Raw genomic sequence first — 13610 nt, forward strand, 5'->3', positions numbered from 1 at the left:
AATTTTGTCCATTCATATCTGTTTACTCGTATTTAAACGAAAATCTTCCCTTTATATCACAAAAATCGTTTTATTTTACAGAAGTTGATCCACTTACAATTTCTAATCTTTCCCCTAAAAATTCAGCAAGTTTGAGCATGCCATATTTCCCCGCTTTTGCTTCTGCATCGCTATTATAATTTGTATTTGTATTCATATCATACGTAAAAATCTCGCCACGTTTGTCTTCAATAAATTCAATTCCAGCCACTTGAATCCCATTTTCAGCAAGTACACCTTCATATTTTTCAAGTATTGGATGGTGAAAATCTTCAAGAATCGTAAACTTCGACGGATTAGTACTCTCTTCCCCAACAGGACAAAATAAATCATCAATGGTACAAGCGTCTGCTGGGCAAAGTTGAAAACCATCCGATGTATCGACCCGAACTGCATAATGGAACTTCCCACCAATAAACTCACAACGCGTGATAGAGGAATCTTTTGATTCGATATATTCTTGTACTAATGTAATTCCATCAACAGGCTCTTCAAATGTTTCACCTTCAATATAGTTTCGTAAGGCTTCAATCGAGCTAAACAGTTGTACGCCTAATCCTTTTCCAGCACGATTATGTTTTGTAATAAATTTTTCACCTTGAAAGCTTTCCGCAGCTTTGATCATCTCTTCTTTTCCAATCGCTGCAATTGTTTTCGGTGTTTTTATCCCGTATTTCTCCAGTTCAAAGTATTGACGTACTTTACTCACTTCTAGCTGTAATGCACGAGTACCATTAATTACTTCCCGTCCATGAAACTCTAACCATTCAAGAAGCGCACTTGTTAATTCCGGTGAGTACCGGTGACCTCTCGTATGTGACGAGGCACTCATTCGGCTATAAAAAATCCCCTCTGGAGGAATCGATTGTAAATCAACTTTTCCTTTTTCGATAAACCAATCTTCATATGGCAAATGTAGCTCTTCTAATCTTTTAAATAAATGTTCCGTCCACTCTTCATTTTCATGAATGACATAAATTTTACTCATTTTTTTCTTCACTCCTCATCGTTTCGTTTTACATTTTTTCTCTTATTGATTTATTAATAAGCCTCTTAACTTTTCGACAAGTGGCATGACTTGTTTACTAAAGCGTTCAAGCTCTTCTAATTGTGGTGAACATTGTAATAGTAGAAAATCGACACCAACTTTTTCAAATTCTATTAATTGTCTCGCAATTCGATCTGGAGTTCCAATTAAATTCGGTCTCAATCCACGATTAGAAACAGAATAGTCTTGCAGTTGTAGTTGTTGTTCTAATTGAGATTTGGAAGTAAAATCTTTAAATCCAGCATATCCACTTAAGTTTTTCACCGATGTAATCCGTTTTAATTCTTCCTGTGCTTCTTCCTCTGTGTCACGACAAATAACATAAGCTGCCATCCCGATTGAGTGGAATGGTTCCTTCCCAATTTGTTTACGTCGTTCCTTCATATCAGCAATTTTTACAGCTGCTTCTTCAACTGTATGACCATGAATGACATAAGAGTCACATAATGAAGAAATTACTTGCTTTGCTTTTTCACTTTCTCCACCAGCATATAAACGTGGATTTGGTTTTTGTAACGGCTTCGGTGATAATATCGTATTTTCATGCGTGTAAAACTTTCCTTCATACGAAAATGTTTGTTCCGACCACAATCCTCTTAAAATCTCAATGAACTCCTTCGTCCGGTCATAACGCTCATCGTGTTCTGTAAAATCACCACCATACTGTTTGGCTTCCTCAGCCCACCAGCCTGATACGATGTTCATTGTAAAGCGCCCATTGCTAATCTGATCAATATTCGCTGCCATTTTCGCTGTGACAGCCGGGTTATGGTAAATTGGACGAATGGCCGTTAAAAGTTCAATCTTATTTGTAACAGCTGCTAAGGCTGCTGCTGTCGACCAAGCTTCTAATGCATCCTGTTCTATACCTTTTATATCATTTAAATAAAGTTCAGCGATTAAAGTTAAATCATATCCCCATGCCTCCGCCGATTGTACGACCTTTTTGGCATATTCAAATGTTGGTGGCATTTGTTCATCATCAACATTCCGTAACCATCCACCAAAAATCGGCAACCAAAATCCATATTTCATCTCTTCATCCCTCTTTCGCTTTTTTTATGTACTATTCAGGCTGTTTTCTCAATGATTGTTGCTTTTTTGAATAGCAGAACAACTTTTATCTCAATTACAACAAAGTTTTAAAAAACGGCAAAAGTAAAAACTCTTTTCTGGATAAGAAAAGAGTTTTTATAAACTGTTCTCTTCTTATCTGTCAAGCAATCATGCTCGATGGAATTAGCACAGTGTCTTTTAAAGCGAGACCTGTTGCTGAGGTTTCCTAGGGCCATTTCCCTCCACCTCTCTGGATAAGAATAATACGATATTTTTCATCAATTTATTGCATCATAATACGAAAATTTATGAACTGTCAATATATTTGACCTCATAATAAATGAAAAGGAAGCATTTACCATTCTCTATATGTTAATGACAAGTTTTACGATTATATTTTACTTTGCAAATCAGTGGAAAGCTTAAATATCATCATTCGCTCCCCAGTTTTTGTACTTAAATCCGTATAAAAACTAATCACTTTTTCACCTGTTAGATCATAAATAATTTTCTTTAGCTCTTCTACTCCTGTTTCGACTAAACTATTACGATTTTCCTTAACTGATAACAGACCTTCCTTATCTTTACAAAGAGAATATTCTGCAGGTGTAAGAATTCCCTGTAATGAAACGATAATCATATCTCTTAATACATCTGATTTTACCGAAATTGAACCGCGTCCAAGATACGTTTTTTCCCAATGAGTTAATGCTTTACTGATGTCAGCTTCAAGCGCTCCTTTAGTTTTCTCCATCATCCATTTCCTTTCTATCTCTATCTACCTTGAAAAGATTATAACAGATTTTATAGATGTTCTAGAAAATTTTTCCTAAAAAATCAATTTTTTCTTTGAAATGGTTCACGATCATGGAATATTTTGCTAAATAACTGTGTTGCATTTAAGACCAACTACTCCATTCTCTATCGGGACCAATAGACGCTAATCGAATCCAGCCGTTCTTTAATTTTTGGTGAAAATCGTGATTGTTATTTAGTAACCGTTCAATATGGCTTCTCGGTGCTTGAATGACAATGAGAAGACGTATGGGCGTATGATATGCTTCTTCATCTGATAACATGACCGATTGCCATGGTAAGCCAATTAATAAATCACTTGCATTTCCTTGCATGACACCAACGCCTGCTGTGACCGTTTGCGTTGTTTTATTTCCACTTCCGTAATAATGAGGAGCCACTGTTGATGCATAGTATTGCAAATTAATCCATTGCGCCACTGTTACTGGACCTGAAATAATATGATTTAAAATTGTTCCATCTGGATCCATTTCCCAATCGTAATTTTGTAAGAAACTCCTACTATCTAAATGACAAAAACTCGTCAATTCTCGCTTGCCAATAATAAAACTCGCATTACGAGCTAAACCCCATTCTGGTCGAATTTCACTCCAATCTTCGGCTAAACGGACGGCTTCTCTTCTTGGCTGATAATTGATTGCTTTAACCCCTGGCAATTTGGAAATTCGTTCTGCATTTGCTTTTTCGCTCACCTCAGGGAGTACATCTTCAACTATTTTCATTGCCTCTTTAGCTGCAGTCGTTAATTCAGGTACATCTACCCAATGCAACTCATCTAAGGAAGTAATGTGCTCTGCCGCAACAAACATCGTTTCCTCAGGTATATAAATTCCATCTTTCGCTAGTTCATTTCTTACATCTGGAAGATTACATAAAGTGGCTAAAACTCGAGCATTAAAACGACTCGATGCACCACCACAAGCCCCACAATCTAAACTTGACGCATATGGGTTATTCGTACTAATACTTCCATGACCACAAATAACAACTAAAGGTGCAAAATGTTTAGTCAGTCCCATCATTAATAATGCTTGTCGGGTATAATAAACCCTTTCCTCTTTAGAAAATCCAATTGGCAGCAATTCTTCTGAGTTTGTTTCTCTATTAATTGTTAAGGTCGTAGTTGGTTTTTTTAACCATTTTTTTCTTATTTTTCGCAATGCACTTCCAGCCATTTTTGGTGTCAAACTTCTTGCCAACGTTTGTACTGTTAAATAAGGACCACTTATTTCTGGAAGCAGCATACTCGTTAATAGCTGGTGTTTCATACTTTTGAACGTTTTTGTTACAGCAAAACCTGTACGAATACGTTCAAAATAATTTTCTAACCCTTCGTCATGTAAAGTTTCATTCACTTTATATTGTGGTTTAAACATAACTGGTAATGATGGATGAGCATGGTGCTTGCCAAGCTCACATGTTTCAATTGGTAAACCGAAGAATCCAGCTGTACCGATTGTTTCAAATGGACCTGCATTTTCTAACTGTCTTCTAAAGGGCTCAGATCGTACATCAATACAAAAAACAAATTGAGCTAAGACAGATGCAGTTTGTGTCACGTTTCCTTGTACCGATGTGATTTTTTGTCGTAGTTGACTTTCATATGTTTCCTCCCATGCTTCCAGCCATAATTGTTTTCTAACTAATTCATTAAAATCATATGCTAATTTTAGACGAGCTCTTATTTCTGAAAAAGATAAACGGAACCAGCTTGATGGTGACATTTTTCCCCATTGAAACCAAGCGGCAACAAGTTGTTCGAAATCCACTTCTTTTTTAGTATGATCTTTTTGTAACGGTAAATGTTTTTTTACTAATAAAGATTCTAGTGTAACACGTACGGCTAAATATTCAGTAAGTAATTCCTCTTCACCAGAAATATTTTCTGCACGCCATAAAATCATTCCGGCCCAGCCAGGTAAGGCTAGTAAGTGTGCCTCAATATACTCTTGAATATCTTTCTGTGGAATATTTAATTGTTGTAAACTGTATTGTAATGCTTCTGTCGCGTGGTCAGGTAAGTTGCCTATTTCACCAAGGTAATCTTTATAATCGGGATCAAAGCAGATAACATTTTTCCAAGCGACAAAAAATCCCTTTTCCCGATTCGGCATCGACCAAAGCGCTTGTGATTGATCTAAAAACAATTTACACCATTTAATCATCGACTGATTTACTCTACTCGCATCTTGACTAATTCCATTTTGTTCAAGAATCTGACTATATGTTTTGACTGTTTTACGATCATCAAACGGCATTTGAAAGCGACCTAACTTTCTTGCCATCGCTTGGATTTCCGACGTATTTTCAAACTTCGTATTAAAGTCCATTACCCCAGCCAAACAAAAGGCTTTTGCTTGATCAAATGGTATATGTGAAACATGTTTACGAATCCACTGTTCAAGCTTTTTGATTAAAATATCTTCATTGATTTCCCTATGCTCCCACGCTTTTTTTATCATCATTTGGTTCGGCAATATGTCAACATTCGTCATTGCCTTCAATTTTTTAGCAACTTTTTCAAACGGCTCTGATTCCATCCCTGCCCAAGGATTTCTTGCAGCAAACTTATCAATCGGTCCATAAGGAGTAATCACATGACTCGCTTTGTTAACTAATTGCGATATATTTAATTTTTGATGTATATGATTACTTTCAACTACTAGTGGTCTTGCTGATGTCGTATTCAAAATTAATTTCCTCCTTTCATGACTTGTTGTGTTAAATAGTTAGGATGGCTTTCAACTAATTTATTTTTCGGTTCTCCTAATCGAACGAGCCAAAAGTAAACTTTTATATAAATTGGTGATGATTGATGTTTATTCAGCCAAAAACTAAAAATCGTACCACTAGTTAAAAGTATGATAACGAAGAGACTTGCCATCCAGGAGAATGATGCAGTATCAGTTTTTATATCTCCTAAAAAATGGGTAAATGAATGGTGAATGATAAGAAAGATAAAAGTTGTCACGATAAAGATTAGTGTACCAACAATTCGACTAAGCCAACCTTGATTCGTTCCTACAAGTAACACCCAAGAAAACATAGCAGACCAACCTAAAATAATCGCACTTATGATTTGGTAAGGTTCAGCTGAAGATGACATCCATAACCCGATTCCGATACCGATACCAAGTAAAATCCCAATTACGCTTGATAATAGGGAGATTTGCTTCGTTGTACCCATGTTTTTCTGTTTTACATGTTGAAGTGCCGAACCAGATTGTAGAAATAACGTTGCTTTGAACAACCCGTGTAAAATCGCGTGCGTAATGGCTGCTGTATAAGCACCTAAACCACATTGAATGAGCATAAAACCCATTTGCGCCATCGTAGAACCGACGAGCTGTCTTTTATAATCAACTTGGATGAGCATAATGCCTGTTCCGATAAAAACGGAAATACTTGAAACAAGAATTAATACTATTTGCGAAGGGTCACCTTGAAATAATGGAGAAAAGCGAGTTAATAACAGTCCACCAGCATTGACAATCCCTGCATGCATAACAGCTGATACAGGAGTCGGAGCCACAACTGAATTTAAAAGCCAGCTACTAAATGGCCATTGTGCAGCAGGTATGATGACGACTAAAACAAAGAGCAAATTGATACAAGTTTTCGTCCACTGCTGAATCGAGTCAATATTTTCGAACACCTCTTGTAACTGCCATGTACCTGTTTCTTTTCCTAACCAAATGAGAGCAATAGTTAAACAAAGAATGCTTAGAAAAAATAGTTGACCTGAAAGTAGTGCCGCTTTTCTAGCAATTTTCCATTCTCGTTTTAAACCGATGAGTAAAAATAATCCAAACAGCGTGCATCCGAAAAAGAGAATCATAAAACGCATATCTTGACAAAACCAAGCGAGTGCATTTGCTACAGTTGTTAAAGTAAACAGAAAAAAGTATTTCCGGTATGCTTGATCCCCAAATAAGTACCGCACAGAAAACCGCTGCAAGACAAAACTGATTGTCAATATAAATGTAGCTAGCAACCAAGCAAACGAATCAAATTGAAACGGGCCTACAACTACGGTTTGATCATGATGTGAAATAAGTGCTAGTAATGAAACAATTGGTCCGAATGTTAAGAAAGCCGTATGGGCATGGATGAAAGAGTAGGAAATTTTAGGGATTAGGAAAATAGCCGAACTTATCATCGGAATAGACAGTACAATGAAAAAAAGTATATAAAAATTCGTGTCTATTGAAATCATACTACTCCTCCCAACTACCTCTTCTCGGCATCTTTTGTATCTGAATAAAATTTAAATGAAGTACCACGTAAAACTTCCTTTCAATATGAGTTCATTCAATAAAAAAAACCGACAATTTCATTCACTTAATAGCATTCTCTTGCCATTAAATGTTGGAAATTGTCGGTTTACGATTTACGAACCAAACTGGTTTTTAACTCGTCTACCTACCCTTTTATTCAATTAACTTAGATTTCGATTTTTTACATCCTTTTTCACACCGTCAATCATCATTAACGATCTGCTAAAGGAAATTTATTATTAGTTATGTTACTATTTGAAAAAAAAACTGTCAAGTATATTTTTGAAATTTATGTTACTGAAAACACTCTTGTTAGACTTAAAATTACGCTGTGCTAAAAACTAAAGTCTAATCCTAAAGAATGATTTACACTTTTTCATTCATAACAGTTAAGAATAATGGTAGGTGGTTTTATTGCAGGAATCCGAATGATTAATAAGAAGCAAATATCCACTACCTACTATATTGAAAACTGTAGGGTCCTCACCCTACAGTTTCTTTATTATACATCAATTTTCTTTTCGATAATGTAACTCGTCCCTAAATAAAGGGCGACAAAAGTAACGATATTATAAATAGTAGTGGCAATATTTGTCATCATAATCATAGGGTCGACTTGAACATTGAACCCACTAGTTATATCAATCGTTGGGTTCATGTTAAAGAAAGTTTCCATCGTTCCCACTTCAAAAGATCTCCAATTGATATAATACGGAAATAAATCTGCTACTACTACTTGGCCATACAACAAAATTCCACTTAATATAAGAAAGATAACGAACCATAGGCCACCAATTCGCTTGTTTCTAAATGTTACTCGACTAAGTGCCATCGAAAAGTAAATTATCATGAGTAAAATAACGATACTAAAAATGCCACCAATTGCACCAACAATGTATTCTTGAACTCGGATCGTTTCAGATAAATAGAGAAATATGGTGGACAAATCGATGTTACCACGATTCGTAACATAAACCATCAATACATTATATAATCCGATAACTGTACCTAAAAGAATAAACCACATCGTAGCAACGATTAATTTTGCCCCGATAATTTGATTTCCGGTTAGAGGTAAAGTAAATGTTAAATAGCCCCGATCTTCATATAATTCTTTTTTAAAAGAACCAACAATATATAAAAATGTAGACAGACCGGCACCAAAAATAACGAGGATAGATAAGACAATGAAGAGCACACCAAATCCAGAAGGTTCACTCCCCTTCGTTACATACATATAAATGCCTGTAATCAACAATAAAACTAGAGCCATAATCCCTATGATATATTTAAACGTCCCTTTAATTTCATATTTCATTAGTTTTAACATGATTCATCACCTCTCACCAAAAGTTTCTTTATAAATATCTTCTATTTGCATTCTTTTTTCCTCACGTAACATTTCTGCATTTCCAGATAAAATAAGTTGACCATTCTTAATAAAGACGACATCATCTAACATACTCTCCATGTCGCGGACAAGATGGGTTGTAATAAGAAGTGTATGATCTTTACTATAGTTATTAATAATTGCGTCTAAAATTTGATCTCTTGCCACAGGGTCAACCCCAGCAATCGGTTCATCTAAAATATACAATTTTGCATTTCTTGAGAGGACGAGTGATAAATTCAGTTTTTCATGCATGCCTTTAGATAAGCTTGTAATCCTCATATCTTTATCTAAATTCATAAAGTTTAGTAGCTCATTAAATTTATTCTCATCAAAATCAAAGTAAAAGTCTTTATAAAATCTACCCGCATCACGAATCCGCATCCAATTATATAAAAAGTTACGGTCTGGCAAATAAGAAACAATCGATTTCGTTTCGACACCAACTTTTTTACCATCAATAAAAACATCACCACTTGATTGACGTAATAAACCTGATAAAATTTTTATAAATGTTGTCTTTCCGCTTCCATTCGGACCTAGAATACCAACTACCCTTCCCGTTTCAATCGTTAAATCAATATTATCTAATGCTTTTTTATTAAAATAACTCTTTGTCAATTGATGAACTTCTATTATATTACTCATTTGCACTCCTCCTTCTCGACCCATTCCATAATCATTCCTTTAATTTCTTCAATTGTAAATCCTAAGTTACTCATTTCACCAAAGAATAAGTTCATTAACTCTGTTGCCCGACCTTTTTTTAACCCTTTAATCGTATCCTTATTTTCGGTAACAAACGTCCCCATTCCTCTTTGGGTGAAAACAAGTTCTTCCCGTTCTAACTCTTGATACACCCTTTGAATCGTATTTGGATTTACTTTCATTTCTTTTGAAAATTCACGTACAGATGGCAATTTATCACCTCCATTTAACTCACCGGACGCAATTTTTGTCTTGATTAAATTCATAATTTGTATATAAATGGGTAAATTGCTATTAAATTCCATAATACTCACCTCCAGTGTTCTTTTTGTATTAGTGACCTAATTAAATGGCACACTAATACATCATAACAGTCAATAGACCTTTATCTATTTCTTTTTATAGTAAATATGAACTCATATTTCTTGACCGTTAACTGATTTTTAAGAACCATAAACTCCTTTTCTTTATCCTTAGTTATTTTTCTTTTCCAAAATCATATATTGACAACAAAGGGGATATAGAAATAAAGGGGGTTCTTCGATGAAATTTTTTCGCATGATACTTATTTTTACACTTTTACTAGTTTTAGCTGCTTGCTCAGATAAAAAAACACCTGCAAGTAGTGAAGCACAAAAAGGAGAAAAGCAAGAAGCAAAAAATGAGCACCAGATTGATTCGACACTTGAAGAAGTATTGGCAGAAGATACAAATGCAGATCTTTTTTATTTAAATGGAATTGTTTTTGTTAATGCTGGTGATTTGAAATGGGTGAAAGAACTTGATAATAAAATTGGAGATAAAATTGCAGAAATAAAAAAACAAACAACGAATCCCGAGGAGATTAAAGATCAAACCGCGACAATATTACCAGTTGGGACAAAAATATATAAACTAGAAGATTATCCGGGACCAGTCTATATTGCCGTTGTAGATGAAAAAGAAATTCCTTACCTTGGTTTAATAGAATAGTTATTTAGATTATTGTAAAAGGTTTACATATTATACTACGTTGATTGACAAAAATTCCATTCAGGTGCTTGGGGAACTACACCCTGAAACATTGGGTAATAGAAATTCCCCTTTTCTTAGTGAACATCTATTTTCAGTTTCCTAGCTTGTCAAAAACCTTTCTGTAGCACAAGGGAAGTGACTGTCCTAAGATATTGTAGAAACAAGGACATCACCACTTCTTCTGTTTCATCCTATGCTAACAGCCTTGTTAAATAGTTTTCTTTTAATATGTAAATAATTTTCAATTTCATTCATTAAGTAAAATAAGTTTGCCCTCGTTTCAAATTCTTCTCTTGTTTGCGGCAAATCCGTTTCGCGAATCATTTTCCAACATTCATCTAGTTTCTGCAATGAAAGCTCTGTAGTATCTCCTGAATGTACATGTTGACTTAGGAACTCTAGAAACTCAGCAAAGATCTCCGTCTGTTTTACTTGAGAACCTAGCGAAGATACTACCGGAAGCATTCTTTTCAATAAATCAAGTTGATTTTCCCGCATTTCCAAGTAAAATAAATCTTCATATTGTTTCCGAATTAAATGGTTTTCACTCTCTTTTAATGCAGTGTTTTTTGCTTCCGTAATGATATCCTCTACTTCAATTACTTCTTTTCCATCCCAATTTCGTTCAGGATTTCTTAAATAAGCAGAAAACTCATATAAGATTGTACTAAATCTCTGTTCAATTTCTTTTTTGTAATTTCGTATATGTTCTTTTACACTTGGCATATAACTATTTAATATTGCAGCAATTCCTATTCCGATAAGAATAATATAAAATTCATTTAGCATGATGGGTACAGTTACATTTTCAAGTGCGTATAGATGCAAGAAAACGACCATACTCGTTACAAATCCACCTTGAATCTTTGCTCGTACAAGTAATGGAACAAATAATAAAATAAAGATAGAAAAAACTATCGGGTGATAACCGAACATTTCTAAAAACACCCCACCTAGAAGTAATGCTAATAAACAGGCAAATAACTTTTCCAAAATTGCAGCAAGTGACCTTTTCTTTGTTTTTTCTATACACATAATAACGATAATGGCAGCGAAAGTTGAAAATTGTAATTGAGCGAGGTCCGCTATCCATATAGCTAATCCTGCTCCTACTGCTGTTTTTATCGTTCGAAAACCCATACCAGTCACGGAAATTTCCTCCTTTTCATTAAAAAAGCCTACCCTACGAATACAAAAGGATAGACTAGAATCTTAAGCGAATCGTTTCTCTATATGAGGCTCTAGATTGATTGAACTCTTAGGTTGTTCAAAACAATCTATTTCATTCCCTTCTTACTCTACTAAAAATATGAAATTTACTTTTACTAGTCGTTTATTACTTTTCCTTTGTACTGTGCAAGTTGTACATTTTCCCTGCTAATATTTACAGCGAAACGATTGATAATTATTTTTATTCTCCATACTAACTAACAATCTCTCTTTCATTGTAAACTTGAATGACTAGAGTGAACGGAAAGTTTTTTAATAATTTGTGAAAGGAGTCTCAAATAAACAGTAAGTGCGAACATCAACACATGAGGCCATTATGATATGTCATCCATCTCATATTCTAGAAATATAGATTTTTTAAAAATTAGATTTTACCCAATAAATCGATTGGAATGTATTGAATCAAAAGCCTATAACTTAAATTCAACTTTTATAAAGAAAGGCAAACAGAGAATCGATACATATGCTTCTCCACTTGCCAAATAAGATCATTTCATTTTTTACGCCTTTGCTAATTCATAAATCGCTTGTGCATAAATAGCGGTGGCTTTTAGTAAATCGTCTACATAAGCGTACTCGTCTTTTTGATGCATGACATCTTCTCTTCCTGGGAATAAAGCACCAAACGCAACTCCATGTTTTAGTGCTCTTGCATATGTACCGCCGCCAATCGCAAGGAGCTCTGCTTTTTCACCAGTTTGTTCTTCATATACCTTTTGTAATGTTTGAATGAGTGGGTCGTCTTCTTTAACATACATCGGTTTCGAATCTGTAAAATTCATTAATTGAAGGCCCGTTTTGTTTAATTTTGTTTCAATTTTTCTTTTTCCTAAATCAATGTTAAAAGTAACTGGATACCGCATATTACATCCAATTCTTCCTCCAGTTGATTTATTGTATTCCATTACACCGAGGTTGATTGTAAGTTCCCCAGAAACCTCATCCGAAAATTGGATATCAAATACTTCACCACGAGACTGACGATAGAATTCGGAAACAGTTTGAATAAACTTAGATCCAAATTCATCAACATTTACTCTTTCTAAAAATTTTGCTAAAAGGATACCTGCGTTTTTCCCATTTTTCGGTTCAGCTCCATGTGCACTTACCCCAACTAATGTAAGTACCATCTCGCCATTCATAACAGATACCGTACCTTTTATGTTCTCACTTTGTAAATATTCATGAAAGTTCTGCTCAATTTCTTTTCCACCATCTTTAACTTTTAGATGAGCTTCCGCATAATCAGGAACCATATTATATCTCCGACCAGATTGAAAAGAAATGAGTTCAATCTCCTTTTCTCCCCTAGTAGTTTCAAGTGGTTGCACAATGTCAAAATCAGAAATTCCTTTCTCTGCATAAATAATTGGAAAATCTGCATCTGGAACAAATCCTTGTGTCGGCATTTCTTCAACGTTAAAATAATGATCGACACAACGCCAATTACTTTCTTCATCCGTTCCAAGAATTAAGCGAACTCTTTTGTTTAATGGTAGACCGAGTTCTTTTACAATTTTCATCGCATAATAGGCAGCCATTGTTGGACCTTTATCATCACTTGATCCACGAGCATAAATTTTCCCGTCTTTAATTACTGCACGATATGGATCAACACTCCAACCGTCCCCCTCTGGTACGACATCGAGATGACCTAAAATTCCAAGTAGCTCGTCCCCCTGGCCCATTTCAAGATGTCCAGCTAAATTGTCAACATTTTTGGTAGTAAAACCATCTTTATTACCAAGCTCAAGCATGAATTGTAATGCCTCTTTTATTCCCGGTCCTAGTGGAGCATCCGCTGTTGCATGTTCTTCATCTAATACACTTTTAATTTGTAAAAGTCCTTGCAAATCACGAATAAAGTCAGATTTTCTTTTTATTACTTCTTCCATCCATCTTACTTGACTCATCACAAACACACTCCTTATCACTTATATAGATTGAACAATATATTATATAATTACCAAGTTTTCCCTTCCTATTCTACTCTTTTATTCCAGGAATGGAAATGGTCTATGATTGTCATACC

The 13610-nt window shown here is 34.9% G+C and carries 11 protein-coding genes and 1 riboswitch; of the genes, 1 reads left to right on the forward strand and 10 read right to left on the reverse strand.

Annotation, left to right across the window (positions count from 1 at the left end; translation table 11 throughout):
• Positions 1-70: 70 nt before the first annotated feature.
• The 8 genes from BN2144_RS00935 to BN2144_RS00970 all read right to left on the reverse strand — a co-directional run bounded on the left by BN2144_RS00935 (position 71) and on the right by BN2144_RS00970 (position 9639).
• Positions 71-1027 (reverse strand): ATP-grasp domain-containing protein, encoded by a 957-nt coding sequence (locus BN2144_RS00935; RefSeq protein ID WP_033826491.1) that lies wholly within the window; start codon positions 1025-1027, stop codon positions 71-73.
• Between the two features lie 42 nt (positions 1028-1069).
• Positions 1070-2122 carry an LLM class flavin-dependent oxidoreductase gene (locus BN2144_RS00940; RefSeq protein WP_033826492.1) on the reverse strand — a complete coding sequence of 351 codons (1053 nt, stop codon included), beginning with the start codon at positions 2120-2122 and terminating at the stop codon, positions 1070-1072.
• Positions 2123-2293: 171 nt separating this feature from the next.
• Positions 2294-2404: riboswitch (SAM riboswitch) on the reverse strand.
• Positions 2405-2534: 130 nt separating this feature from the next.
• Positions 2535-2897, reverse strand: a complete 363-nt coding sequence (locus tag BN2144_RS00945) for a Na-translocating system protein MpsC family protein (RefSeq protein ID WP_033826493.1) — start codon at positions 2895-2897, stop codon at positions 2535-2537.
• 145 nt (positions 2898-3042) lie between these two features.
• Positions 3043-5649, reverse strand: a complete 2607-nt coding sequence (locus tag BN2144_RS00950; RefSeq protein WP_033826494.1) for a DUF2309 domain-containing protein — start codon at positions 5647-5649, stop codon at positions 3043-3045.
• A gap of 2 nt (positions 5650-5651) precedes the next feature.
• The gene (locus BN2144_RS00955; RefSeq protein WP_033826495.1) at positions 5652-7175 is read right to left on the reverse strand and encodes an NADH dehydrogenase subunit 5; all 1524 of its coding nucleotides are present in this window, start codon (positions 7173-7175) and stop codon (positions 5652-5654) included.
• A 563-nt stretch (positions 7176-7738) separates the two neighbouring features.
• On the reverse strand, positions 7739-8566 hold the full coding sequence (locus BN2144_RS00960) for a membrane protein (RefSeq protein ID WP_033826496.1): 828 nt from the start codon (positions 8564-8566) through the stop codon (positions 7739-7741).
• Positions 8567-8572: 6 nt separating this feature from the next.
• The gene (locus BN2144_RS00965; RefSeq protein WP_033826497.1) at positions 8573-9274 is read right to left on the reverse strand and encodes an ABC transporter ATP-binding protein; all 702 of its coding nucleotides are present in this window, start codon (positions 9272-9274) and stop codon (positions 8573-8575) included.
• Positions 9271-9639, reverse strand: coding sequence for a GntR family transcriptional regulator (locus BN2144_RS00970; protein ID WP_033826498.1), 369 nt, complete (start codon positions 9637-9639; stop codon positions 9271-9273). Before BN2144_RS00970 ends, BN2144_RS00965 begins: the two co-directional genes overlap by 4 nt.
• 238 nt (positions 9640-9877) lie before the next feature.
• Here BN2144_RS00970 and BN2144_RS00975 point away from each other — a divergent pair, with 238 nt between their 5' ends.
• Positions 9878-10306, forward strand: a complete 429-nt coding sequence (locus tag BN2144_RS00975) for a hypothetical protein (RefSeq protein ID WP_050632158.1) — start codon at positions 9878-9880, stop codon at positions 10304-10306.
• A gap of 228 nt (positions 10307-10534) precedes the next feature.
• Here the strand turns inward: BN2144_RS00975 and BN2144_RS00980 are convergent, their stop codons facing one another.
• A complete protein-coding gene (locus BN2144_RS00980; RefSeq protein ID WP_033826618.1) occupies positions 10535-11488 on the reverse strand; it encodes an aromatic acid exporter family protein in 954 nt (317 codons plus the stop codon).
• A 590-nt stretch (positions 11489-12078) separates the two neighbouring features.
• Positions 12079-13491, reverse strand: coding sequence for a dipeptidase PepV (gene pepV, locus BN2144_RS00985; RefSeq protein WP_033826499.1), 1413 nt, complete (start codon positions 13489-13491; stop codon positions 12079-12081).
• Positions 13492-13610: the final 119 nt, after the last annotated feature.

The sequence above is a fragment of the Bacillus andreraoultii genome (assembly GCF_001244735.1).
Taxonomy (GTDB): domain Bacteria; phylum Bacillota; class Bacilli; order Bacillales; family Caldibacillaceae; genus Caldifermentibacillus; species Caldifermentibacillus andreraoultii.

Bases quoted from the DNA above. Each gene is read 5' to 3' on its own strand.
- BN2144_RS00935 (WP_033826491.1), bottom strand. From the start codon at position 1,027: ATGAGTAAAATTTATGTCATTCATGAAAATGAAGAGTGGACGGAACAT.
- BN2144_RS00940 (WP_033826492.1), bottom strand. From the start codon at position 2,122: ATGAAATATGGATTTTGGTTGCCGATTTTTGGTGGATGGTTACGGAAT.
- BN2144_RS00945 (WP_033826493.1), bottom strand. From the start codon at position 2,897: ATGGAGAAAACTAAAGGAGCGCTTGAAGCTGACATCAGTAAAGCATTA.
- BN2144_RS00955 (WP_033826495.1), bottom strand. From the start codon at position 7,175: ATGATTTCAATAGACACGAATTTTTATATACTTTTTTTCATTGTACTG.
- BN2144_RS00960 (WP_033826496.1), bottom strand. From the start codon at position 8,566: ATGTTAAAACTAATGAAATATGAAATTAAAGGGACGTTTAAATATATC.
- BN2144_RS00965 (WP_033826497.1), bottom strand. From the start codon at position 9,274: ATGAGTAATATAATAGAAGTTCATCAATTGACAAAGAGTTATTTTAAT.
- BN2144_RS00970 (WP_033826498.1), bottom strand. From the start codon at position 9,639: ATGGAATTTAATAGCAATTTACCCATTTATATACAAATTATGAATTTA.
- BN2144_RS00975 (WP_050632158.1), top strand. From the start codon at position 9,878: ATGAAATTTTTTCGCATGATACTTATTTTTACACTTTTACTAGTTTTA.
- BN2144_RS00980 (WP_033826618.1), bottom strand. From the start codon at position 11,488: ATGGGTTTTCGAACGATAAAAACAGCAGTAGGAGCAGGATTAGCTATA.
- pepV (WP_033826499.1), bottom strand. From the start codon at position 13,491: ATGAGTCAAGTAAGATGGATGGAAGAAGTAATAAAAAGAAAATCTGAC.